Here is a 22688-nt window from a genome sequence, read left to right as displayed (position 1 = left end):
GTTTCAAAGGGTTTCGGCAATGCGGTCGAGAGACCCGCATGCGGCATCGTCCAGTTGTTGAAAGGGAGGCAGGACACGGTTCCAGGCACTTTCAGCAGCGCGTCGGCCAACAAGATATTTGACCGCAGGCACCAGCGGGTGGGCGGCAATGTCCGCCCGTATGCTGGCGACCCGGTCAGCCACTGTCTCGTTTGCAGGATCCTGCAGGAGCCGTGCACAAAGTGGCGCGCTGATGTTCACGGTGGCGGAAATGCACCCTGCGAACCCGGCTCCAGGCCCTTCCGTGAGCGCCGTTTCAGAACTTGGGAACACCTTCAGGTCTGGCAGCCGCCGGACAAGCTCCCGGCAATAGTCGAGATCGCCGGAAGAATCCTTGATGCCCGTGAACCTTTTCGGATGAGTCTTTGCCAGACGCTCGACGACATCCGCGGGTATCTTCAAGCCCGTCATCTGCGGGAAATTATAGAAATAGATCTCGATCGGCGTCGCGCCGAGTGCCCGGTCCAGCGCTTCGTACCAGGCAACCAGCCCCTCTTCGGTGACAGGCTTGTAGTAGAACGGCGGCAGGACCAGCGCGACGCCATAGCCCATGTCGGCAGCTGCACGCGTGAGGTCCAGCGTGTCCTCAAGCGACGTGAGACCCGTGCCGACCATAAGACGGCTCGGGTCAAAGGCTTCGGCCGCCCAGGCCATCACTTGCTTGCGATGGGCCAGACCGAGTGAATTCGCCTCACCGGTCGTTCCCAGGATGTTCAGGGCATCGCACCCGTTGGCCAACGCCCAGGCGCAATGTTCCAGAAAGGTATCTTTCACCGGTGCGCCATGCGCATCGAGCGGTGTCGGCACCGCCGCAACTATCCCCTTCATGTCGTCTGTTCCTCAAAATCGCGTTTGAAAAAATCCCGCACCGCAGGGTGGTCCCGGAAAGGCGTATCGCCCCTGGTCCAGCCACCCGGCGAGACCAGTCCTCCGTCCGGTGCCTGGAACACATCCTTGTTGATCTCGATGAACGCCCGGTCCGCACCGGTCACCTCGTCGTCGTAGCGGATCGCGTCGACCGGGCAGATGCTCTCGCACATGCCGCATTCGATGCATTCTTCGGGGTGGATGTAGAACATCCGCTCGCCTTCATAGATGCAGTCGACCGGGCAGGACGTGGTGCAGATCCCGTCCTTCACATCAATGCATTCGCTCTTGATGATCAGCGCCATCTTGATCTCTCAACTCATTTGCCTTGCCAGACCGGCGCGCGCTTTTCCCGGAACGCCCGAACTCCTTCGAGGGAATCCTCGGATGTGAGAGCGGCGATCAGTTCGGGAGACCGCACGGCCTGTGCCTGGTCGGGCGGCATTTCACCGGTTTCGCGTACTGTGGCCTTGATCGCCTGCACGCAAAGCGGCGCACTTGCCAGAATGTCGGCAATCCAGCGGTCCACTTCCGCATCGAGTTCGTTCTGTGGCACGACCGCATTGACGAGCCCGTAGCGCTCCATCTCCGCCGCGCTTGCCATCCGGCCGGTCATCATCAGGCCGACAGCGATATTGCGGGGAACAAGACGCTGAAGCAGCGTCATCCCGCCTGCCAGCGGAAGGTTGCCGACCTTTGCTTCGGGCAGGCCGAACCTGGCCGTGTCGCTGGCAATCACGATGTCGCAGCCAAGAACCATTTCCATGCCGCCGCCGAGCGCAAGACCGTTGACGCGGGCAATCACCGGCACCTTCAAGGAGCGCCTCAGGGCGATGCCGCCGAACCCAAGCGGGTTTGCGGACGCCCAATATTCAAGCCCACTCAGTCCGTTGCTGTCCTTCAGGTCCGCACCGGCGGAAAAGGCGCGTTCACCCGAACCGGTCAACACCACGCAGCGCACGGTCGGATCGGCTTCGATCTTCCGCCAGATGGTTTCCAGCTCGTCCGATGCTGCCCTGTCGACCGCGTTCATGCGCTCCGGGCGGTCAATGACAACCCGGGCGACATGGTTTTCGAGGGTGAAAAGGACACTCATTCCGCCGCCCCTGCCACCTGTTGCAAGCCGAACTCCGCAATGACTTCGTCGGTGTGTTCGCCCAGGCGCGGCGGTGCGTGCCGCAGTTTCAGTGGTGCTTCACTCAAGTGCACGGGAGACCCCACAACCCTCAAGGGGCCAAGGACCGGATGGTCGAAATCCAGCAGCATGCCGTTGATGGCGGTCTGCGGGTCTTCGAGTGCCTCTCCGAGCGCCCGCACGGGTGCGCAAAGCAGATCCTGCTCTTCCAGCCTGGCGATCCAGTGCGCCGTCGTGTCCGTAGCGAAGACGGCCCGAAACCGGCCCTGCAGATAGGGCTTGTTGGCACGCTGGCTGGCGAGGTCCGGATAGGTGGGTGAAAGGTCCTCGATGCCAAGCGCGGTGCAGATGTCGCGCAACGGGTTAGCCTTGAAGGCACCGACCACCACCAGAGCACCGTCAGTGGTGTCGAAGACACCGGTCAAGGGCATTGCGGCCCAGTTCAGCACTTCGCGGTGCTTGGTCCACTGTGCGGCTTCCTGCATCTGCATCGCGATCATGGAATCGTAGAGCGACACGGAAACCCGCTGGCCACGGCCGGTCTTCGTCCTTGCCAGCAAGGCCGCCAGAATGCCCTGAACCAGGTGCATGCCTGCCGTATAGTCGCACAAGGTTGTGGGATAGATGGACCGCTCGATCGACGGGTCGGCGGTCTTTTCCATGACACCACTCATTGCCTGGGCCAGAACGTCCTGCCCACCCTTGTGGGCATAGGGGCCCTTCTCGCCAAACCCCGTTCCGGATGCACAAATGATGCGGGGATTGATCGCCTTGAGCGCCTCATAGCCGAAGCCCAGACGGTCCATGACACCGGCGCGGAAATTGTCGACGACCACGTCCGCGTTGCGCACCAGATCGTACACCATCTGCTTGCCCTCATCGGACTTGGTGTCGATCTCGACAGACCGCTTGTTACGGTTCAGCGACGAGAAGACGGCGTTGTTCATGCCCTCTTCCGACCGCACGTCGAAGAAGTGCCGCGACAGGTCGCCTGCACCGGGGCGCTCGATCTTGATGACGTCCGCGCCGAAGTCGGCCAGCATCTGGGTTGCACATGGCCCCAGCATGACCTGGGTGAAGTCCAGAATGCGGACACCGGAGAGTGGGAAAGCTTGGGTATTCACGTTTGTTATCCTTTTTATTCTGCCGCGACGGTGCCTTCGACGAGCGCATTTGCTGATGGGATGTCGCCGGGGTCGGCGCCCTGGGCACGCATGCGTTTCTGGATCGTGGCAACGTCGGCGTCGCGCAGTGCACAGTTCTGTTCCAGGGCGACTGAAACGGCGACGCCCGCGGCTTCGCCCTGCGCCATGCACGGCGGAATTTCCCGCGAAAGCTTCTGGGCTTCGCTCTCAACCGAGTAGTGGCGACCGGCAACGATCATGTTGTCGATGCCCTTGGGCAGCAGGGCCCTGTAAGGCGTGTAGTAGTCCCTGCCCCGGCAAACGCTGTCGGAGAAATGACGGCGGGAGCGCACGTCATCGCGGGTGACCACATATTCGCCCTGCAACAGACGGGTCTGGCGAATGCCGAGTTGTTCCGCGGCACCCAGCATCTTGGCGTTTTCGAAACCGGGCAGATTGGCGCGCACGAAGGCGAGCAACTTCATCATGCGCTCGCGGCCTTCGACTTCCGCCGCCAGCATGTGTTCCGGCGACAGACCGTCATACCCCGGCATGTGCGGGCAGTTGCACCAGACGATGCCCGGCAGCGGCGTCTTCAGCCACCACATGCCCCAGGCTCCACCGATCACCCGGCGCACCTGACGGTCCAGGGCCTTGTATTCTTCCGGATTTTCGAACTCGAAGGCTTCCGCCTTGTCCGTGTCGACGTCGCACAGGCGGAACACGGTCGTGACGATGTACTGTCCGGTCTGGAAAGACGCCCCTGCGGACGATGCAACATCCAGATCGCCGCTGGCATCGATCACCATCTTCGCCTTGATCGCCTGACGGCCAAGCTTGGTCTGGCAGATCACGCCGGTCACACGGCCGTCTTCCACCATTGCTTCGGAAAACCACGAATGCAGGCGCAAATTGACACCTGCCTCACGAGCCAGGTCGAGGCTCACCCGTTTCCAGCAATCGGGGTCGAAGGCAACTGCGTGAATGATCGGCTGAGGCATGCCGGTCTTGTGAAAATCGATGCAGCCCCAGCGGGACCACTTCTTCCACATTTCCCAGTTGGTCAGGCAATCTTCCGGCGGCGGAAACACTGCGCCATCCTGAGCCGACATCCGGTCGACGAATTCGTTGACGATGCCCGTCGTGACGATTTCATTGCCCTCGTTGACCATGTCGTCGAGCACCAGAACCATTCCGCCGGAGGCCATGCCGCCAAGGTGGTGGTAACGCTCGAGCAGGGTCACCGAGCAGCCGTTTCTGGCAGCCGATACGGCGGCACTCAGGCCGGCGGGGCCACCGCCGATGACGACCACGTCGCAGTCTGCGACGACCGGAACCTGCTCATTGCGGGTCAAGGAAATCTGCGTTGTGTTGGTGCTCATTTCGGCGCACTCCTCCCGTTGGGCCGCCAAGCGACGGCCCGGTTTCAGTTCAGATTTTCGTTTGGTTCAGATCCGTTTCACCACCGCACGATCATGCGTTCGGCAATGGAAACAGCGGCAAACATCAGCACCGACAGGCCCGACGACAGGAAGACTGTCGCGTAGAGCAAGGCGGAGCGGAAATTGAACGTTGCATCGATGATCAACGCACCCAGCCCGACATCCGCGCCAACCCATTCCCCGACGATGGCGCCGATGACACAGGTGGTGGCTGCGATCTTCAGTGCCGAAAACAGGAACGGCAGCGAAGACGGCAGACGGATCTTCCAGAACACTTCCGACTTGGAGGCGGACAGGATCCGTGCCAACTCCAGCGCCTGAGGGCTGACGGACTGCAGGCCGCGTACCATATTGACCAGTGTCGGGAAGAAACAGATCAGGGCAGCGATGACGACCTTTGCGGTCAAGCCGGCTCCGAAGATCAGAACCAGGATCGGGGCAATGGCCAGGATCGGAATGGTGTTGATGAATACCGCGATCGGGAAGAACGCCCGCTCCACCATCCGACTGTGTACGAAGGCGATCGCGATCAGCACTGCAGCCACGTTGCCGACGACGAAGCCGAGCACGCTTTCGAACAGTGTTGGCCAGAAGTTCCGCATCAACTGCGGAAATTCGGTCACCAGCGTTGTTGCGACTTCGCTCGGAGCCGGGGCGATGTAGCTCGGCACTCCAAAGGCCCGGACGCCGATTTCCCAGGTTGCGATCAGGCCGACCGCAGTCAGCACCGGGGTCGCCACAGCAGTCAGCCGTGCCCTGCGCGCCATGGCCTTTTCGGCAGCGTCATCATCCACCGGCATGCCCATCGTTTCGTCGACGGCAGTCATCAGCACGCCTCCAGAAGTTTGCGCAAATACGCGGAGTATCGGGTGAATTCCGCCGTATCCCGCAACTCGGTGGTGCGCGGATATGGCAGATCGATATCGACGATCTCGTGCAGGCGGCCCGGATGTGCCTTGAGCATCAGCACCTTCTGCCCCAGAAAGACCGCTTCCGGGATCGAGTGGGTTACGAACAGGATCGTCACGCCGGTTTCCTCCCAGACCTTCAGAAGCTGAAGGTTCAGGTGGTCGCGGGTCATCTCGTCGAGCGCACCGAAGGGCTCGTCCATCAGCAACAGCTTCGGCTTGCAGACCAGTGCGCGGGCAATCGCCACACGCTGGCGCATGCCTCCGGAAAGCTCGTGCGGCAGTGCGTGTTCGCGGCCCTTGAGCCCGACCAGCTCAAGCAACTCCATCGGCGACTTGTCGCTGACGGGGATCTGGATCCCGCGGCTCTGCCCCATTTCCAGGGGAAGCTGGACGTTCTCCAATGCCGTGCGCCAGGGCAGCAGTGTCGCGTCCTGAAACACGAAGGCAAATTCCCGTGCCAGACGGGCAGCCTCGGTCGTCTTGCCGAAGATCGACACGTCCCCGGATGCAGGCGGGATGAGATCAGACACCAGCCGGAGCAAGGTCGACTTGCCACACCCCGACGGACCAAGGATGGAATAGAAGGCTCTTGCCTCGATCTCCAGGCTGATGTCCTGGATCGCGGTGAACTGACCGAACTTGACCCAGGCATTGCGCAGGCTGGCTGCAGGCACCAATGTGCCTGCGTCCAGATTTTCCAATACCGCTTCCATGACCTTAACCGACCTTCGGGCGGCTGTCTGCGGTGCTCTCCAGGACCGACAGCGTCATCACATCGTCGACGGCGGGCGCCCCGTTCGCGAATTGCTCGAGATTTTCGTAAGTCTCGATCTGTGCCTGCCAGTTTTCGCGGGTCATGGTGCCCCAGCCGTTTTCGGCGGTCTTTTCGTTGAAGGAATATCCGACCACCAGCGGCACCGCCTTCAGTTCGCTTTCCCTGTCCAGGTTCGGCAGGCGCTCGACCAGATAGTTGACGGCTTCTTCCTGGTTCTCACGAACCCAGCCCCAGCCGCGCGAGATGGCGCGGATCATGGCCTGCACCTTGTCGCCATGCTCGTTCAGCACAGTGTCCGTGGTGTAGAAGGGGTTGGCATAAAGCTGGATGCCCGCATCCCACAGGGACATGTCGACACGCTGGTCCCCAAGGATCGAAAGCGCGTTGACGTTTGTCTTCCAGCCGGTAATCGCATCAACCTGCCCCGTCAGCAGCGGCGCCATGTCACTGCCGATGACCTTCAGTTCAACCTGGTCCTCGGAAATGCCGTTCTTGGCCAGAAGCGCGCGGAACAGGATCCGTCCGGTCGCCTGGGTGCCGATGGTCTTGCCGATCATGTCCTGCGGTGTCTTGATCGGATTCTTCTTGAGCGAGAAATACGTGTAGGGATGCTGCTGGTAACCGGCGGCAATACATTTCACCGGAATGCCCGCCGAACGCGCCAGCATGAGAGAGGGGCTGGAAGACACCTGGCCGAGATTGGATCGCCCGGAAGCGACGGACGCCACACCATCGACATTCGGCCCCCCCGGCACGATTTCGAATTCAAGACCTTCTTCCGCAAAATAGCCCAGCTTGTCGGCCGCGATTTCTCCCAGGTTGCCGTTACCGGCCAGCCAGCCGAGCTGCATGGAAACCTTGAAGGTGTCCTGAGCAAAGCCTGGTACGATATTCACAAGTGTTCCGGCGCCTGCCAGACCAGCGCCTGCAGCCATGGTCTTGAGCATCGAGCGGCGGTTCAATCCATTCGAGAATAGGTATGACATACTGTTGGTCCCCCTCATTTGAGATTGGGCGGTTTGTGGCCGACTGTTCCCCTTGCCGACTTCACAGTGAACTCTAACGGGAAGATGCACGGTGCAAAAAGTGCAAAAACATGCTAACGGTGATGCATAAAATGCACCGCACTTTGTGATGCACTGTTTGCCACTCTGTCCGGGGGGACATCGTGCATTCGAATTTTCTGCGTTATTTCGACGAAGTCGCCCGCCAGGGCTCCATCCGCAAGGCATCTGCGGTTTTGAACGTGTCTTCCACCACGGTGAACCGGAAGATCATCAGCACCGAGAACGAGATGGGTGTTCGCCTGTTCGAGCGCACCCCCGAAGGCGTGACGCTGACCGATGCGGGGGCCATCGTCCTGGAACACTGCCGCAAGACGCTGCAGGATTATGAACGCACCCGCACCATGCTGGACGATATCCGCGACCTTCGGTCCGGGCACCTCAACATTGCCGCCATCGATTCCGTAACCTACGGCCTGTTGCCCCGTATCCTGCTCGACTTCAACCGGATCTATCCGCAGGTCACCTATTCGATCACCACCGCGCAGCCGGACGAGATCATCACCGCTGTCGCAGGCGGGATCGCCGATATCGGCATCACCTTCACCTTCGATCTGCATCCAAACGTTCGGGTAATCTCCGACAAGACCGCGCCGATCGGCATCATCATGCGATCCGACCATCCCTTCGCGGGCCGAACTAACCTTGCCATAGAGGAACTCTCCGGACAGAAAATGGTGCGCACCGTGGATGCGCGCGGTCGCAATTCGATCATCGATCAGGCAATCTCGGGCATGTCCTCCGCCCTCTCGACCAACTGCTTTACCGACACCTTGCACGTGGCAAAACAGATGATCCTGGCCGGCCGAGGCCTCGGCCTTTACACCAAGATCGGTTTCATCGACGAAATCGACCAGGGCATTCTCCGGTTCGTGCCGCTGATGCATGACATCCTGTCCAACCTGCGCATTGGCGTCGTTATGTCCGCCTCTTCCGGCATCTCGCCGCCCGAACGGTTGCTCGGCAACGAAATCAAGCGCGCCCTCACCCAGCTGCGGCTGGATTCCTGAGTTTGCAAGAACACTGCCTCTCGGCTGAAGACCTGTTGTCCGTGAACTGCTTTTTTTCCGATTGGCTAAAATCGGTCTTGCGAACCGGCGCAGTGAAACAGCAATTGTAATTATCGAAAAAAGCGATACAAATAGCTGTTCCAGATTTACAGCCGGGAACAACCCATGCGCGCAAATTTTCTGATCGTCGATCCCGTCAAGGACAAGGTCGCCATGAAGGCGATCGCTTCCCAGCCTCGCCTGCACCTGTTGCAGGAGCTGGTACGGACGCCCGGGATGAACATCAACGCGCTTTCGGAAGCTTCCGGCATGCCGCAATCCTCCGTCTCCACCCACATCCAGGTTCTGGAAGAAGCAGGCCTGGTGCGAACGGAAGTGCAGCGGGCAAAAAAGGGCAGCCAGAAGACGACCTTCGCCATCTACGATGAGATCATCCTGGCTTTCCGCTCATCGGAAGAACGCATCGAGCCGAACCAGATCGAAGTTTCGATGCCGCTCGGCCTTTACACCAACAGCCTCGTCACAGCTCCTTGCGGCATCTGCTCGACAGAAGGGATCATCGGCCTTCTCGATGTGCCAGAAACTTTCATGGATCCGGAGCGGATGAAAACGGCTTTGTTGTGGTTTACCAGTGGCTTCGTCGAATATCAGTTCCCCAACAACGCCAAACTGACGGGCAAGCAGATCGACGGTCTGGACGTGGTGATGGAGGTGAGTTCCGAGGTGCCGGGCACCATGAGCAACTGGCCCTCCGACATCGTCCTGTCGATCAACGGCAAGGAAATCGGCGTCTGGACGTCGCCAGGTGATTTCGGCGACAAGCGCGGGGCCTACACACCCGACTGGTGGAAGCTTTCCGGTTCGCAATACGGCATGCTGAAGACCTGGAGCGTGGGCAGGAACGGCACCTTCGTGGACGGTCACAAGATCTCCGATATCAAGACAGAAGACCTCCAGCTCGACGAACACCGGTCGGTTCGGTTGAAGATCGAGGTAAAGGCCGAAGGACGGCACCCGGGCGGAATCAACGTCTTCGGCCGCGGTTTCGGCAATTACGATCAGGACATTATTTTGCGGCTGCACACCCGCAATTGACCGAAACTGCACTTGAAAAGACGTGGGGACATTCACTTCTGGTTGCACCGCAACAACATTGTCCAGTTGACAATTTTCGCCAAGCTCGCATTCTTATCAGAAATAAAGATTCATATCGATTTATTCGATATATATTTCTGGGAGAATGCGAATGAAGGCACGCGTCACCGTGCATCGGGATTTCCGGATCAGTTCCATTGATGAGCGGCTTTATTCCGCATTCATTGAACACATGGGACGGGCGATCTATTCCGGCATTTATGAACCTGACCATCCGCAGGCCGATGCCAACGGCTTTCGCAAGGACGTGCTGAAATTCGTACAGGACCTCAGGATCCCGGCCATTCGTTACCCGGGCGGCAACTTCGTTTCCGCCTACAACTGGGAAGATGGTATCGGCCCGAAGGACAAGCGCCCCGTCCGCCTCGATCTTGCCTGGCGCAGCAAGGAAACCAACCAGGTCGGCATCGACGATTTCGCAATCTGGGCGGAACAGGCAGGCATCGAGATGATGCTGGCGGTTAACCTGGGTTCGCGTGGTCTGGAAGAGGCACGCAACTTCCTGGAATATGTGAATTTTCCCGGTGGCACCCAATGGTCCGACCTGCGCCGTTCCAATGGCCGCGAGGATCCTTACGGGGTCAAGATGTGGTGCCTCGGCAACGAAATGGACGGCCCCTGGCAGATCGGCCACAAGGTCGCCACGGAATACGGCCGGCTGGCCAATGAGACGGCCAAGGCGTTCAAAGGCTTCGACCCGACGATCGAGGCGGTTGTCTGCGGCAGTTCAAACGACCGCATGCCGACCTATCCCGAATGGGAACGCGAAGTCCTGGAAGAGTGCTACGAGAACGTCGACTACATCTCGCTGCACAAGTATTTCGGCAACAAGAGCAAGGACACGCTCAACTACTTCGGCAAGATCGAGGAAACTGGCCGCTACATCCAGACCATTGGCGGTGTCATCGATTACGTGAAGTCCAAGAAGCGTGCGAAGAACGACGTCCATATCTGCTTCGACGAGTGGAACGTGTGGTACCACATCCGCGAGGACGACAGCCGCCGCATCAAGGAATGGGACTGGCCGGAAGCCCCTCCGCTGCTTGAAGAGAACTACAACTTCGAGGACGCCCTCTTCGTCGCAGGCCTGCTCAACGAGTTCATCCGACGCTCCGACCGTGTGCGTATTGCCTGCATTGCCCAGCTGGTCAACGTAATCGCCCCGATCCGGGCGGAAAAGGGCGGGCCCGCCTGGCGCCAGACCATCTATTACCCCTACCAGTTCGCGTCTCTTTACGGGCGCGGTGATGCACTGAACGTTGCCGTGGATGCACCGACCTACGACTGCTCAGTTGCCGACGACGCCTGCTACCTCGACGTTGCCGGGGTACACGACAAGGCAGCAGGCACACTGACGCTTTTCGTCCTGAACCGGCATCTGACCGAAACGGCCGATCTCGACGTGTCCTTGACGGGTTTCGGCTCGCCGTCCCTGGCTGAACATCTGTCCATGGAAGGCTACGGCCTCAATGACACGAACGGTCCGGACAAGCCGGACAACGTGGTTCCCGGCAAGGGGACAGGCGTTGGCGTGGAGGATGGTCAGCTCAAGGGCAAGCTTGCGCCGCTTTCCTATCATGTCCTGCGGTTGAGCGTCGGCTGAGGGGATCCATGCAATGGGGGTTCAGCTTCGCAACATACGCAAGGTCTTCGGCCCGGTCGGGGTGATCCATGATGTCAGCATGGACATTCCGACGGGTGAATTCGCGGTCTTTGTCGGTCCTTCCGGTTGCGGAAAATCGACATTGCTGAGGATGATCGCAGGCCTCGAGGACACAAGCGGCGGCAAGATCTCGATCGAAGGCACCGATGTGACCTGGCAGGAACCGGCCAAACGCGGCGTTGCCATGGTCTTCCAGTCCTATGCGCTTTATCCGCATCTTTCCGTCTTCGAGAACATGGCCTTTTCCATGCGTCTGAAACGGGCGCCGAAACAGGACGTGCACAACAAGGTGATGGAGGCGGCCCGCATCCTCCAGCTTGAGGAACAGCTGCAGAAGAAGCCGTCTCAACTGTCCGGAGGCCAGCGTCAGCGGGTTGCGATCGGACGGGCGATCGTGCGCCAGCCCAAGGTGTTTCTGTTTGATGAGCCTCTGTCGAACCTGGATGCGGAATTGCGTGTCCAGATGCGGCTGGAACTTGCCCGGCTGCACAAGCAGATCGGCGCGACGATGATCTATGTCACCCACGATCAGGTGGAGGCCATGACACTGGCCGACCGGATCTTCGTCCTGAAACAGGGCGTCGTGCAGCAGGCCGGAAAGCCGCTTGATCTCTACGACGACCCCGACAACAAATTCGTCGCCGGTTTCATCGGATCGCCGGCCATGAACTTTCTGCCGGCAACAGTGCTCGGCCGGGAAGGCGATTGCCTGCTCATTGCCATCAACGGAACGGACGCAGTCCTGCTGGCGAAAGTTTCCGGTGATCTTCCGGCCGACAGCCGGATCACCGTCGGACTGCGTCCGGAACACCTGACCAGCGCGGACACGGGCATTCCCGTGACCGTGGAAATGGCGGAGGACCTGGGAGGTGTCTCCTACCTGCACACGCATATGCCGGACGGCCGCGAGATCGTCGTTGAATGGCGCGGCAGCCGCCATGCCGGGGGCGGTGAGGCAATCAAGCTCACCTGCACGCCGGAACAGGTTCTGGTCTTCAACGAGCAGGACCAGCGTATTCGGTAGACCTTCTGTCTGCCTGGTACCTTTGAACCGGCCTTGATGGGAAATGCCGGTTTTTCATACGGGAGGAAGAGTCGATGAAATACCTTAAGACACTTCTGGCAGCGGGGGCGATGAGCCTTGCCAGCCTGCCGGCATTTGCCCAGCAGGACATCACCTGGTGGGACTTTCTGAGCGGTGGTGACGGCGTTCGCATGAAAGCGTTGATCGCACGCTTCAACGAAGAGCATCCGGACATCAAGATCAACGGAACCACTCTGGAATGGGGCGTACCCTTCTACACCAAGGTGCGCACCTCGGTTGCCGTTGGCCAGGGCCCGGACGTGATGACCTATCACCTGTCGCGCATGCCGCTCGGGCTTGAGGAAAATGTGCTGGACGTGATCAGTGATGACGATCTTGCCGCCGCCGGTCTGAGCAAGGATGACTTCTTCCCGGCGGCCATTGCCGCCGCGAGCGATGCGGACGGCAAGCTCCACGCAGTGCCGTTCGATATCCACGCGATCGTGCTCTACGTAAACAAGACCTATTTCGAAGGATCCCGCTTCCTTGATGACCAGGGCAACCTGACCGGCATTGAAAGCCTCGCCGATTTCGAAGAAGCGCTTGCGCTTGCCAAGGAAAACGGCTCCGAAGCACCCGTCTCCTACGCAACGGGTGACGACGGCGGCACCTACCGGGTCTTCTTCACCCTGCTCAAGCAGCAAGGCGGCGAGCTGATCACCGATGGCGAGGTTCTGGCAGGCGACAATCTGGACAAGGCCGCCAATGCCATCGAGATCATGACCAACTGGCACAAGCAGGGCTGGCAGCCGGAGCAGGCCGAATACGAAGCCTCCGTTGCGTTGTTCACGTCCGGTAAGGCCGCTTTTCACATGAACGGCGTCTGGGAAGTGCCTACCATGGTCGACATGGCGGAAAAGGGAACGCTCGGGTTCGACTGGGGTGCGGTACAAATTCCGACGCTGCTTGGAACCACGGCCACCTGGGCGGATTCCCACGCCTTCGCCATTCCTCAGGGAACGGAAATGAGTCCGGAAAAACGAGCGGCGGTGATGACCGCAATCGGCTGGATGGAGAAGAACTCGATCTCCTGGGCCGGGGCAGGACATATTCCAGCCTACAAACCTGTCGCGACCAGCGATGAATTCGGGGAAATGGAACCCAACGCCACCTATTCGTCACTCGCCGAAACCGCGGCCTACGATCCAAGGTCGCCGATCGCAGGGGTAGCCTCGCCTGTCTATGATGCAGCCATCAACATCATCTCGCCCGCCATGCATGGCTATCTGGAGCCTGCACAGGCAGCACAGCAGATGAAAGACGAGCTTCAGTCGAAGCTTCAATAGACGAAGGCTTTGCCCGGGACGCCTGCCGCACGCACACCTTATGCGGCTGGCGTCTCCTGCGGCGAGAAAAGGACGATTATTCAAGTGGCCATGATTACCAACCGGCGCAGGGAAGTGGCGGTCGCCATGACGCTCATCGCGCCATTTGTCCTGACCTTCGTGCTGGTCTTTCTCTAGCCGACGATCCGGATGATCGAGCTGAGCTTCACCAACGCGCCCCTGATCGGTCCGGGGGAATGGGTCGGCCTTGCCAATTTCAAACGGCTACTTACCGACAACCTCTTCTATACATCTCTGAAGAACAACGGTTATTTCGTTCTCCTGACCGTCGTTCCAACGACCGCACTGGCCCTTGCCATTGCAATGATGATCACGCGCCTCAAGGGGCCGCTTCAGGCGCTGATCCTCGCGCTTTTCTTTCTTCCCTACATTCTGCCCGTGTCGGTGGTGACGCAAATCTGGGCCTGGATGCTGGACTTCCAGTTTGGCGTGCTGCAGCCGGTGTTCGCGTTCTTTACCGGCAAACCGGTACCGGTCTTCAAGAACCCCTATTGGGTCATGCCGACGGTCGCCACGGTGACCATCTGGTGGACCAACGGTTTCAACGTGCTTCTGTTCATCGCGGGCCTTCGAAACATCTCCAGCGACTATTATGAAGCAGCGGCCCTGGACGGGGCGACACGCTGGCAACTGTTCACCAAGGTCACCTGGCCCCTGCTCTGGCCGGTAACCGCTCTTGTCCTGACCCTTCAGCTGATCCTGCAGCTCAAGATTTTCGACCAGATCTACCTGTTGTCGTCCGGCGGACCGTTCAATTCGTCCTACGTTCTGCTTCTGATGGTCTACCGGGAAGCCTTCCAGTTGAACCACGGCGGCTATGCCTCTGCGATCGCCCTTGTTCTGTTTGTGCTGATCGTGGTCGTGTCGGTGCTGCAGTTTCAGTTGCTGCGTGCGGGAGGGAACAAGCAATGAAGTCCCGCAAACTGGAAAACTGGGTTCTGGGCATCGGCAGCCTCTTGGCCGCGGCCATCTGGATCTTCCCACTCTACTGGGCGTTCATCACCTCGATCCGCACCGAGGAAAGGGTCGTCAGCGAAGGCGCAGGTGTCATTCCGGACGAGTTCAACCTGACTTCCTACATCGACGTTCTGTTCGATACCAAGCTGCTCAACTGGTACTGGAACTCCATCGGCACATCCGTGATCATCACGCTGGTTGTCATTGTCTCCGGAATGATGTGCGCCTATGCCATCTCCCAGATGCGGTTTCCTGGCCGGAGGCTGCTTTACGGCGTGGTGCTCGCCAGTTTCATGGTGCCCTCGCAGGCGCTTGTGGTGACGCAGTTCATCCTGATGAACGACATGGGCCTGATAAACACCTGGGCCGGCATCATCCTGCCGCAGCTCATCGTTCCGGTGGTGATCATCGTCTACAAGCAGTTCTTTGACGCCGTACCGAAGGAAATGCGCGAGGCCGTCGTCCTGGATGGCGGCGGTGACTATACGCTGCTGTTCAGGATCTACCTGCCGCTCAACTGGGGCATCACGACCGCTCTGGCGATCATCACATTCATCATGGCCTGGAACCAGTTTCTCTGGCCCTTCCTCGTCATCACAACGGAAAACCAGATGACGATCCCAGTCGGCATCACCCAGGTGAACGATGCCTTCGGCGTATATTATGCCCGTCTGATGTCCGTCGCGCTTCTGGGTGCCATGCCCGTTGCCGTTGCCTATCTGATCTTCCAGAAGAAGGTGACGGAAGCCGTCATGATCTCCTCGGGCGTGAAAGGCTGAAGCCTGCCCTTTCGGGAGCATTTCTTCTTCCGGTTTCCTGTAACTCCTCGGCCCCGCGAACAATGTCGCGGGGCAATCGGTCTTCTGCAGGCACTTGGATGCAGGCGCCGCAGTTCATATGTCTACGTCAACAAGATCAGCATGACGAAGACAGTTGAGCACTCACACCGTGTGTGTTTGGCAAACGGATGAGGAGTTCAGAATGACAGTTGGAGCCGGTCTCCCGATAGTCCTGGCGGGACCGATCCTGCGCCATATCACGGCGAACAACGTTAGCGTCTGGCTCGCCACATCCCGACATTGCGATGTTCGATTTGAGTTTTTCCCCGAAGCACAGCCGGACCTCAACCAGACCTATGAAACCGGCGATCAGGACTGGCAGGTTCTGAAGGCGGGAGAGAACCTCTATTATCATCTCGTTGATATCGAACTGGGCACTTCGCTGCCAATCGATGTCCTGATTTCCTATCGCCTGAGCGTCAAGCCGACTGGTGAAGCTGAGCAAGCGTGGCAGGATCACACGGTGTGGGCGCCCGATCTCTGCTATCCGGGACGTGACCTGCCCTGTTTCAAGGTGCCGGACCGTATCACCTCCCTGTTTCACGGGTCCTGCCGCAAGCCGCATGCGCAAACCCCTGACGGCCTTGCCGGAGCCGACGTGGTCCTGAGGCAGGCCCTCGGCCCTGAGGGCGAAATCACTGCCGGCAGTCCCGCCTTGCCATCGCTGCTCGTGATGAGCGGTGACCAGGTTTATGCCGACGACGTTGCCGGACCGATGTTGCAGGCAATCAGCCTGCTTGTCGAAAAACTGGGCCTGCCGGACGAACCGCTGGACGGCGTTGAGCCTGACCTGCCGGCGTCGGGCAACGAACTGCGGAATGTCGGCAACCTGCTCTATCACCGCGACACGCTTCTGCCCCGGGTCTACAAGAACAAGACCGTGTTCGACGTCCTGTTCGGTGGCACCGAAAAACCGGTTTTCACAACCCAGCACGCCCGCAACCACCTCGTCACACTTGGCGAAATGCTCGCCATGTATCTGCTGGTCTGGTCGCCGGCGTCGTGGCAAGGCATGCCGGAGCTGAAAGCGCCGGAAGGCCTTGAGGCCAAGGACGCGGAGATGTACGCCGAAGAGACGGTAACGCTAAAGGATTTCCGGGCTGATCTGCCTGCCTGCAGACGGATCATGGCGCATCTTCCGACGGCGATGATTTTTGATGACCACGACATCACCGACGACTGGAACCTGTCACTTGCGTGGGAGCAGGCCGCTTACAGCCATCCCTTGTCGCGCCGGGTGATCGGCAATGCCTTGGTCGCCTATGCTCTTAACCAGGCCTGGGGAAACCGGGCACGCACCATCGGTCCGGACATTCTTCCGCCCGTGCAAGCGGCGCTTGCCGATCCAGGTTCAGAGGCGCATGAGACCGCGATCACCACGCTGCTTGAATACGAGGAGTGGGACTATCAGTGGCAGACGTCCCCGCCGTTGATCGTTCTGGACACGCGCACGCGGCGCTGGCGGTCAGAACGCAACGCGCATAATCCCTCTGGTCTTCTGGACTGGGAAGCAGCCACCGACCTTCAGACCCACCTGAAAGGCAAGGATGCCGTTCTGCTTGTGTCCGCTGCCCCGATCTTCGGCGTCAAGCTGATCGAAACGGTGCAGAAGATGTTCACGCTGGCCGGCAAGCCGCTGACTGTCGACGCGGAATACTGGATGGCGCATTCGGGAACCGCCAGTGCGATCCTGAATGTGTTCGGTCACCGCGGCACCCCCCGGCACTTTGTCATCCTCTCCGGCGATGTGCACTACTCGTTCGTCTATGACGTTGAACTGCGCCAGACCGCACCGAGCCTGTCCGGTGCGACCGACGACGGTTCAAAGATCTGGCAGATCTGCAGCAGCGGGATAAAGAACAAATGGCCGGACAAGCTGATCAAGATTCTGGATCGCGGCAACCGATGGGCGTTTTCACCCCGTTCGCCGCTGAACTGGTTCACCAAGCGCCGTGGTATGCGTGTCATCCCGCGCAAGCCCGTCGGAACGCCACATGGCCGCCGGATCCTGAACGCGTCGGGGATCGGCCTTGTGGAGCTGGACGAGACGGGCGCGCCCGTCGACATTCACCAGGTTCTGCCGGACGGTTCGCTGGTGTCGTTTGAACGCCGTGAAGCCGAAGCCCGGGACGACTGACCGTTCCAGCGGACGGTTCTGCTTCAGCGCGTTACCGCCATCAAGGCGCTTCCACCGATCATGAACCCACCCCCGGCATAGCCCATGCGGCGCCGGGCAAGGCGTGTTTGAAAAAGTTTGCGCGCACGCGCGGCGATCAACGCATAGCCCGCCAGAAGCACCATGACGACAACGCTTGAGGTCAGCGTCAGCACAACGAGTTGAACCGTCATGTCCGCGGCCGGGTCGATGAACTGGGCGAGGAAGGCCATGTAAAAGACGATCGCCTTGGGATTGAAGATAGCCGTCAGGGTACCTGCCCAGAAACTGCCCCACGCAGACCCTGCGCGTATGCCCGGTTCAAGGGAAACGCTGTCGCGACGTGCCTCCCTGATCTGGCTGTAACCCAGCCAGGCGAGATAGACGACGCCTGTCCATTTCACGATCTGGAACAGCACAGTGGACGCGGCCAGAATGGCGCCGACACCTGCGAAGGAAAGGCCCGTCAGAACGATACTTCCGACAACGTCGCCGAGAATGCACATCACAGCAGCGGTTTTACCGCGCATCAAGGTTTGCCCGACAACCAGCATGACACTCGGTCCCGGAATGATGGTCAGAACGACACAAGCGAGAGTGTAAGCAAGCCAGGTTTCCAGAGACACGTTCAACTCTCCCTTGGGGTCAGGCAGCGGCGGGTTGCGGCAAGAGGCAGTGAGGCGAGGAGCGCGGCACACCCGATGAGGAGTATGCCGGCCAGATCTGCCCTGTCTGGCATATCCGCGAAGAAGACGACACCCCAAACCACCGCGAAAACGAGATAACCATTGTCGAAAAGCCCGATCAGAGGTGCCGGTGCCAACTGATAGGCAAATGCCACGGCCACCGTAATGAAGGCAAGCAGCAGACCCAGCAGGATCAGAAGACCCCAGGCAGCAGCTGAAAGAGCTGGCCAGGCGCTCAACAGGAACCCTGCCCCGGCAGGGACGGAAAAGAGATGAAGCCCCAGCACGTAGGCACCGCCCGCCAAGGCAAGCACCAGGTTCAGGTTGAACGCCATTGCCAGCGGTGCCTCCTTCCGGCACCTGGCCGACGTGACGACTGCCGCAAGCGCATAAAAGAAGCCTGCCAGCAAGGGCAAGACCATTGCCGCAGACATGTCATCAATTCCCGGACGGAGGAGCATGACAACTCCTGCCATCCCGAGGAGAATTGAAACCGTGCCTTTTGCACCGACTGGCCTTCCCAGAAAGACAGATGTCAAAATGGCCATCCACAGGGGCGCGGTGTAATAGCAGGCTGCCGCAAGTGACAGCGGCATCAGCGGCAATGCGGCGTAGTAACAGCCCCACATCAGCGCAAGGCAAAGGCTGCGCGTCCAGACCCAGGCGTTTACCGCAAGAAGCGGCTGCGATGGGCGCCCTGTGTACGCGAATACCAGCCCAAGCAGAATGGCTGCAACGAGTGAGCGGACCAGAAGCAACTGCCCAAGCGCGATACCGCCGCTGTTCAATTTGACCAAGGCGTCGGACAAGGACAGCAACAGCACTGCGCCGGTAATCGAAATCATCCCGGCAAGGAGCGATCCAGCCTGTTGCTTCGGCAGAAATAAAGATATCATTTCAGCATGGAAGCATGTCTCCTATCTTTGTAAAAATGAGAAATTTCGAGAAATACATGATTGAAACGCATGCATAAGGACGACCTCTCACTGGCCCGCCTGAAACCGTTCGAGGCCGCTGCGCGATATGAAAGTTTCACACGCGCGGCTGATGAACTCGGCCTGACCCAGACGGCCATCAGCCGGCAAATTGGTCAGCTTGAAGAGGAACTGGGTGTCCGCCTGTTCGAGCGGCGCAACCGCGCGGTGTTCCTGACCGAGGAAGGAAAACGCCTGGGCCAGGTTGTCGGAGAAGCACTCAGGGCAATCCGCACGGAAGTTGCCGCCATCCGCGGGACAGGCGATCCAGATACCATCGTCCTGCGATGCCAGCTATGCGAAGCTTTCTACTGGCTGATGCCGCGTCTCTCGGGTTTCCATGCGGCACATCCTGAAATCCAGCTTCAACTGGTCAGCGCATTGGAACCCCTGACGGAGGCTCGCGAACCATTTGACGTCGCCCTTCAGACCACCGGGCGGGCGGCCGGAGCGGCACGGTTGGTGTTCACGGCATCCGACGAGATCTTCCCGGTCTGCGCTCCGGCACTCTTGAAGGACGTTTCGTTGCCGCTGACACCGCAAGAGGTCTCCACCTTGCCGCTCCTGTCGCACCGTGTGGTGCCACAGGACTGGTTCGACTGGCCGGACTGGTTCGAAGCTGTCGGCGTTCCGCGATCCGCCCACAAGAAGGTCATCTATTTCGACAGTTACCCGCTTGTCCTTCAGGCCGCCGTTGCCGGTCAGGGTGTTGCCCTCGGCTGGAAGCGCACGGTGGACGGCCTGGTCGACGAAGGCAAGTTGCGCTCCGTCTGTGATGTTGCCCTGAAGAGGCCAAGCGAGATCTCGGTTTACCGAGGCACCAAACAGTCGCGGCACAATGCCGTCGACCAGTTGATCGCCTGGCTCCGCGCAGAGCTGGCGTAACTCGGCGATATCATTCGAAAAACCTAGTTTGGCCAGACCAATAACGCGTGATGTTCAGTTGTAGCGCTGTGCCATCGCTTCCAGCGGCAGCGGGCGAATGCGGCTGGCGTGGCCGGCTGTTCCGAAGGCCTCGAAACGGTCGCGGCACACCTGCGCCATCAACTCCATGGCCGGCTTCAGGTATTTGCGTGGATCGAATTCGGACGGATCGTTCGTCAGGGCCTTGCGTACGGCTGCCGTCATTGCAAGGCGGTTGTCGGTGTCGATGTTCACCTTGCGCACACCGCTCTTGATGCCGCGCTGGATTTCCTCGACCGGAACGCCCCAGGTCGGGCGAATATCACCGCCGTAGGAATTGATGATTTCCTGGAGATCTTCCGGCACCGAAGACGATCCGTGCATGACGAGGTGCGTGTTCGGCAGACGGGCGTGAATGGCCTCGATCACGTTCATTGCCAGAACGCTGCCATCCGGCTTGCGCGTGAACTTGTAGGCGCCGTGGCTGGTGCCCATGGCAACGGCGAGCGCATCGACACCCGTGTCGGCAACGAAGCGTTCAGCCTCTGCCGGGTCGGTCAGGAGCTGGTCTTCGCTCAGCTTTTCGGTCGCGCCATGCCCGTCTTCCTGATCACCCATTCCGGTTTCGAGCGAGCCGAGCACGCCAAGTTCGCCTTCCACCGAAACACCGGCCGCATGAGCCATGTCCACGACCTGCCGTGTGATGCCCGCGTTATAGGCATAGTTGGCAGGCGTCTTGCCATCCGCTTCCAGCGACCCGTCCATCATCACGGAGGTGAAGCCATGCTGGATAGCCGTCACGCAGGTTGCCAGGTTGTTGCCGTGGTCCAGATGCATGCAGACGGGAATATCGGGATAGGTTTCGGCGAAACCATCAATCAGGCGGGCAAGCACCCTGTCACCGGCGTAGGCCCGTGCGCCCCTGCTTGCCTGCAGGATGACCGGCGCATCGCAATCGGCTGCGGCGCGCATGACAGCCATGCCCTGTTCCATGTTGGAAATGTTGAACGCAGGCACAGCGTAGCCGTTGTCAGCTGCGTGATCCAGCAGCTGACGCAAAGTGATGCGGGCCATCAAAAGCTCCTTAGGTGTTGTCCGTGCAATAGGTAATGAACATGTCGACGTTTTCGGGTGACCCGAAAATCAACGGAATGTTCTGGTGCAGGCTCTCGGGCATCAGGTCGAGGATGGGCGTTTGTCCGTCCGTCGCCTTGCCGCCGCCCTGCTCGATCAGAAACGCGATCGGGACCGCTTCATAGACCAGACGCAGGCGCCCGTTCTCATAGCCGGGCCGCCGGTCGCCCGGATAAAAGAACAAACCACCCTGAAGCAGGATCCGGTGAAATTCGCCAACCGCCGAGGCCAGCCAGCGCATGTTGTAGTTTTCGCCAAGACGCCCCTCCTTGCCTTTCAGAACGTCATCGGAAAAGCGCCGGACCGCATCCGGCCAATGACGGGCGTTGGAGGCGTTGAAGGCCAGTGTTCTTGATTTAGCGGGCACCTGATGGTTCTCCCGCAACATGCGGAACACGCCCGTAGCGCGGTCGAAGACTGCAAGGTGAAGGCCGTTGCCCAGGCTGAACCCCAGGTCTGTAGAATGGCCAAACGAAACATATCCCGCCGCAATGACGGATCTGCCCGTGCACAGAAAACCCTGGTCCGATGCCGGCAGGATCGAGAACAGGGTCCCGAGCGGAGCGCCTGTTCCGATACTGCCGGACCCGTCGATGGGGTCGATGGCAACGTCGAGCGTGCCTTCCGGATTGAGAAGAATAATCTCTTCGGCTTCTTCCGAAAGAAGCTGGCGGACACCCGCTGCCCGCAACACCTCAACCATGTGAAGATGGGCACCGACGTCGAGTGCCTTCTGCTTGTCGCCACTTTCATTGGTGCCGACGACTTCGCCGGGGTCCCCCGGCAACCGGCCTGCGGCAAGCCTGTCTGCCAGGACGCCGGTCGCATCCGCAATGGCCTGAAGAACGGCGGCGGTATCGCTCGCCCCATGCTGTCTTGCCAGATACGCCTGCAGCGTTTCGGCATTCACGTCCGTATCGTTCGGAAGTCTCAGCATGGTCTCATCATTCCTCAGGTCAGCAATTTCGATCAGACCGCATGATACTTCGAATCGACGGCATTGATCGCGTCAACATTGCTAGCAGAACGGCCGTTGACGTCGAATGTTTCCTTCAGGAAGGCGTCGGCGATGGATTTGGCGAGTTCGGGGCCAACCACACGCGCGCCCATGGTGATGATCTGGGCATTGTTGGAAAGGGCTGCCCGCTCGGCGGAATAGGTGTCGTGGGTCAGTGCGGCGCGAATGCCCGGCACCTTGTTGGCGGCAATGCACACTCCGATACCGGTTCCGCACACCAGGATCGCCCGGTCGTAGGCACCGGAGATCACCTGGCTGGCAACACGCTCGGACAGATTGGCATAAAACGCATCCGGCCCTTCGGGCGTTCTGGAGATCTCCTCGACCTCGAAACGATCCTTCAGGTAGTCCGCCAGCAGTTTCGCAAGGCCTTCGCCTGCACTGTCGCCCGCAATTGCAAGTTTCAT

The 22688-nt window shown here is 59.8% G+C and carries 21 protein-coding genes and 1 pseudogene; 9 read left to right on the top strand and 13 right to left on the bottom strand.

Features of this window, described 5'->3' with window-relative positions:
* Positions 1-3: 3 nt before the first annotated feature.
* From HEP89_RS28235 to HEP89_RS28200, 8 genes are all read right to left on the bottom strand, one after another.
* Positions 4-867, bottom strand: coding sequence for a dihydrodipicolinate synthase family protein (locus HEP89_RS28235; protein WP_077294320.1), 864 nt, complete (start codon positions 865-867; stop codon positions 4-6).
* Positions 864-1211, bottom strand: coding sequence for a ferredoxin family protein (locus tag HEP89_RS28230; protein WP_168693652.1), 348 nt, complete (start codon positions 1209-1211; stop codon positions 864-866). The genes HEP89_RS28235 and HEP89_RS28230 overlap by 4 nt, the downstream gene beginning before the upstream one ends.
* Before the next feature lie 14 nt (positions 1212-1225).
* Positions 1226-2002 carry an enoyl-CoA hydratase-related protein gene (locus HEP89_RS28225; protein WP_168693651.1) on the bottom strand — a complete coding sequence of 259 codons (777 nt, stop codon included), beginning with the start codon at positions 2000-2002 and terminating at the stop codon, positions 1226-1228.
* Positions 1999-3165 carry a CoA transferase gene (locus HEP89_RS28220; protein WP_168693650.1) on the bottom strand — a complete coding sequence of 389 codons (1167 nt, stop codon included), beginning with the start codon at positions 3163-3165 and terminating at the stop codon, positions 1999-2001. The genes HEP89_RS28225 and HEP89_RS28220 overlap by 4 nt, the downstream gene beginning before the upstream one ends.
* Before the next feature lie 14 nt (positions 3166-3179).
* Complete coding sequence (locus tag HEP89_RS28215; RefSeq protein ID WP_023001408.1) at positions 3180-4547, bottom strand: FAD-dependent oxidoreductase; 1368 nt, start codon at positions 4545-4547, stop codon at positions 3180-3182.
* A 77-nt stretch (positions 4548-4624) separates the two neighbouring features.
* The gene (locus tag HEP89_RS28210; protein WP_023001409.1) at positions 4625-5434 is read right to left on the bottom strand and encodes an ABC transporter permease; all 810 of its coding nucleotides are present in this window, start codon (positions 5432-5434) and stop codon (positions 4625-4627) included.
* Positions 5434-6231 carry an ABC transporter ATP-binding protein gene (locus HEP89_RS28205; protein ID WP_168693649.1) on the bottom strand — a complete coding sequence of 266 codons (798 nt, stop codon included), beginning with the start codon at positions 6229-6231 and terminating at the stop codon, positions 5434-5436. The genes HEP89_RS28210 and HEP89_RS28205 overlap by 1 nt, the downstream gene beginning before the upstream one ends.
* Positions 6232-6235: 4 nt before the next feature.
* Entirely contained in the window at positions 6236-7279 is a 1044-nt protein-coding gene (locus HEP89_RS28200; RefSeq protein WP_031269507.1) for an ABC transporter substrate-binding protein, read from the bottom strand.
* A 182-nt stretch (positions 7280-7461) separates the two neighbouring features.
* Between HEP89_RS28200 and HEP89_RS28195 the strand changes: the two genes are divergently transcribed.
* The 8 genes and pseudogenes from HEP89_RS28195 to HEP89_RS28160 all read left to right on the top strand — a co-directional run bounded on the left by HEP89_RS28195 (position 7462) and on the right by HEP89_RS28160 (position 17548).
* Positions 7462-8367, top strand: coding sequence for a LysR family transcriptional regulator (locus HEP89_RS28195; RefSeq protein WP_055660965.1), 906 nt, complete (start codon positions 7462-7464; stop codon positions 8365-8367).
* 165 nt (positions 8368-8532) lie between these two features.
* Positions 8533-9462 (top strand): winged helix-turn-helix transcriptional regulator, encoded by a 930-nt coding sequence (locus HEP89_RS28190; protein ID WP_168687670.1) that lies wholly within the window; start codon positions 8533-8535, stop codon positions 9460-9462.
* Positions 9463-9613: 151 nt separating this feature from the next.
* A complete protein-coding gene (locus HEP89_RS28185; RefSeq protein ID WP_168693648.1) occupies positions 9614-11125 on the top strand; it encodes an alpha-N-arabinofuranosidase in 1512 nt (503 codons plus the stop codon).
* Positions 11126-11138: 13 nt separating this feature from the next.
* Positions 11139-12209 carry an ABC transporter ATP-binding protein gene (locus HEP89_RS28180; RefSeq protein ID WP_168693647.1) on the top strand — a complete coding sequence of 357 codons (1071 nt, stop codon included), beginning with the start codon at positions 11139-11141 and terminating at the stop codon, positions 12207-12209.
* Between the two features lie 74 nt (positions 12210-12283).
* Positions 12284-13555 carry an extracellular solute-binding protein gene (locus HEP89_RS28175; protein WP_077294300.1) on the top strand — a complete coding sequence of 424 codons (1272 nt, stop codon included), beginning with the start codon at positions 12284-12286 and terminating at the stop codon, positions 13553-13555.
* A 90-nt stretch (positions 13556-13645) separates the two neighbouring features.
* A pseudogene (locus tag HEP89_RS28170) lies at positions 13646-14527 on the top strand (sugar ABC transporter permease).
* Positions 14524-15351 carry a carbohydrate ABC transporter permease gene (locus HEP89_RS28165; RefSeq protein ID WP_168693646.1) on the top strand — a complete coding sequence of 276 codons (828 nt, stop codon included), beginning with the start codon at positions 14524-14526 and terminating at the stop codon, positions 15349-15351. The pseudogene HEP89_RS28170 and the gene HEP89_RS28165 overlap by 4 nt, the downstream one beginning before the upstream one ends.
* 202 nt (positions 15352-15553) lie before the next feature.
* Positions 15554-17548: an alkaline phosphatase family protein gene (locus HEP89_RS28160; protein WP_168693645.1), complete on the top strand. Its 1995-nt coding sequence runs from the start codon at positions 15554-15556 to the stop codon at positions 17546-17548.
* Between the two features lie 23 nt (positions 17549-17571).
* Here HEP89_RS28160 and HEP89_RS28155 read toward each other — a convergent pair whose 3' ends face one another.
* The gene (locus tag HEP89_RS28155) at positions 17572-18192 is read right to left on the bottom strand and encodes a LysE family translocator (protein WP_286201089.1); all 621 of its coding nucleotides are present in this window, start codon (positions 18190-18192) and stop codon (positions 17572-17574) included.
* 2 nt (positions 18193-18194) lie between these two features.
* On the bottom strand, positions 18195-19097 hold the full coding sequence (locus HEP89_RS28150; RefSeq protein ID WP_286201088.1) for a DMT family transporter: 903 nt from the start codon (positions 19095-19097) through the stop codon (positions 18195-18197).
* A 120-nt stretch (positions 19098-19217) separates the two neighbouring features.
* Between HEP89_RS28150 and HEP89_RS28145 the strand changes: the two genes are divergently transcribed.
* The gene (locus HEP89_RS28145) at positions 19218-20111 is read left to right on the top strand and encodes a LysR substrate-binding domain-containing protein (protein ID WP_168693753.1); all 894 of its coding nucleotides are present in this window, start codon (positions 19218-19220) and stop codon (positions 20109-20111) included.
* Between the two features lie 54 nt (positions 20112-20165).
* Here the strand turns inward: HEP89_RS28145 and fba are convergent, their stop codons facing one another.
* Genes fba through HEP89_RS28130 form a run of 3 tightly spaced genes read right to left on the bottom strand, consistent with a single transcriptional unit; the run spans position 20166 to position 22688 of the window.
* Positions 20166-21203 (bottom strand): class II fructose-bisphosphate aldolase, encoded by a 1038-nt coding sequence (gene fba / locus HEP89_RS28140; protein WP_055660946.1) that lies wholly within the window; start codon positions 21201-21203, stop codon positions 20166-20168.
* Between the two features lie 10 nt (positions 21204-21213).
* Entirely contained in the window at positions 21214-22200 is a 987-nt protein-coding gene (locus HEP89_RS28135; protein ID WP_023001424.1) for a class 1 fructose-bisphosphatase, read from the bottom strand.
* A 32-nt stretch (positions 22201-22232) separates the two neighbouring features.
* Complete coding sequence (locus tag HEP89_RS28130; RefSeq protein ID WP_077294282.1) at positions 22233-22688, bottom strand: RpiB/LacA/LacB family sugar-phosphate isomerase; 456 nt, start codon at positions 22686-22688, stop codon at positions 22233-22235.

This window comes from Labrenzia sp. 5N, from assembly GCF_012395805.1.
GTDB lineage: Bacteria > Pseudomonadota > Alphaproteobacteria > Rhizobiales > Stappiaceae > Roseibium > Roseibium algicola.
The sequence above is the reverse complement of the archived record's forward strand: the minus strand, read 5'-3'. Positions and strand labels throughout refer to the sequence as shown.

What these genes read in the sequence shown, in the direction of transcription:
- HEP89_RS28235 (WP_077294320.1), bottom strand. Translation starts at nt 867, where the DNA reads ATGAAGGGGATAGTTGCGGCGGTGCCGACACCGCTCGATGCGCATGGC.
- HEP89_RS28230 (WP_168693652.1), bottom strand. Translation starts at nt 1,211, where the DNA reads ATGGCGCTGATCATCAAGAGCGAATGCATTGATGTGAAGGACGGGATC.
- HEP89_RS28225 (WP_168693651.1), bottom strand. Translation starts at nt 2,002, where the DNA reads ATGAGTGTCCTTTTCACCCTCGAAAACCATGTCGCCCGGGTTGTCATT.
- HEP89_RS28215 (WP_023001408.1), bottom strand. Translation starts at nt 4,547, where the DNA reads ATGAGCACCAACACAACGCAGATTTCCTTGACCCGCAATGAGCAGGTT.
- HEP89_RS28210 (WP_023001409.1), bottom strand. Translation starts at nt 5,434, where the DNA reads ATGACTGCCGTCGACGAAACGATGGGCATGCCGGTGGATGATGACGCT.
- HEP89_RS28205 (WP_168693649.1), bottom strand. Translation starts at nt 6,231, where the DNA reads ATGGAAGCGGTATTGGAAAATCTGGACGCAGGCACATTGGTGCCTGCA.
- HEP89_RS28200 (WP_031269507.1), bottom strand. Translation starts at nt 7,279, where the DNA reads ATGTCATACCTATTCTCGAATGGATTGAACCGCCGCTCGATGCTCAAG.
- HEP89_RS28190 (WP_168687670.1), top strand. Translation starts at nt 8,533, where the DNA reads ATGCGCGCAAATTTTCTGATCGTCGATCCCGTCAAGGACAAGGTCGCC.
- HEP89_RS28185 (WP_168693648.1), top strand. Translation starts at nt 9,614, where the DNA reads ATGAAGGCACGCGTCACCGTGCATCGGGATTTCCGGATCAGTTCCATT.
- HEP89_RS28180 (WP_168693647.1), top strand. Translation starts at nt 11,139, where the DNA reads ATGGGGGTTCAGCTTCGCAACATACGCAAGGTCTTCGGCCCGGTCGGG.
- HEP89_RS28175 (WP_077294300.1), top strand. Translation starts at nt 12,284, where the DNA reads ATGAAATACCTTAAGACACTTCTGGCAGCGGGGGCGATGAGCCTTGCC.
- HEP89_RS28165 (WP_168693646.1), top strand. Translation starts at nt 14,524, where the DNA reads ATGAAGTCCCGCAAACTGGAAAACTGGGTTCTGGGCATCGGCAGCCTC.
- HEP89_RS28160 (WP_168693645.1), top strand. Translation starts at nt 15,554, where the DNA reads ATGACAGTTGGAGCCGGTCTCCCGATAGTCCTGGCGGGACCGATCCTG.
- HEP89_RS28150 (WP_286201088.1), bottom strand. Translation starts at nt 19,097, where the DNA reads ATGATTTCGATTACCGGCGCAGTGCTGTTGCTGTCCTTGTCCGACGCC.
- HEP89_RS28145 (WP_168693753.1), top strand. Translation starts at nt 19,218, where the DNA reads ATGCATAAGGACGACCTCTCACTGGCCCGCCTGAAACCGTTCGAGGCC.
- fba (WP_055660946.1), bottom strand. Translation starts at nt 21,203, where the DNA reads ATGGCCCGCATCACTTTGCGTCAGCTGCTGGATCACGCAGCTGACAAC.
- HEP89_RS28135 (WP_023001424.1), bottom strand. Translation starts at nt 22,200, where the DNA reads ATGCTGAGACTTCCGAACGATACGGACGTGAATGCCGAAACGCTGCAG.
- HEP89_RS28130 (WP_077294282.1), bottom strand. Translation starts at nt 22,688, where the DNA reads ATGAAACTTGCAATTGCGGGCGACAGTGCAGGCGAAGGCCTTGCGAAA.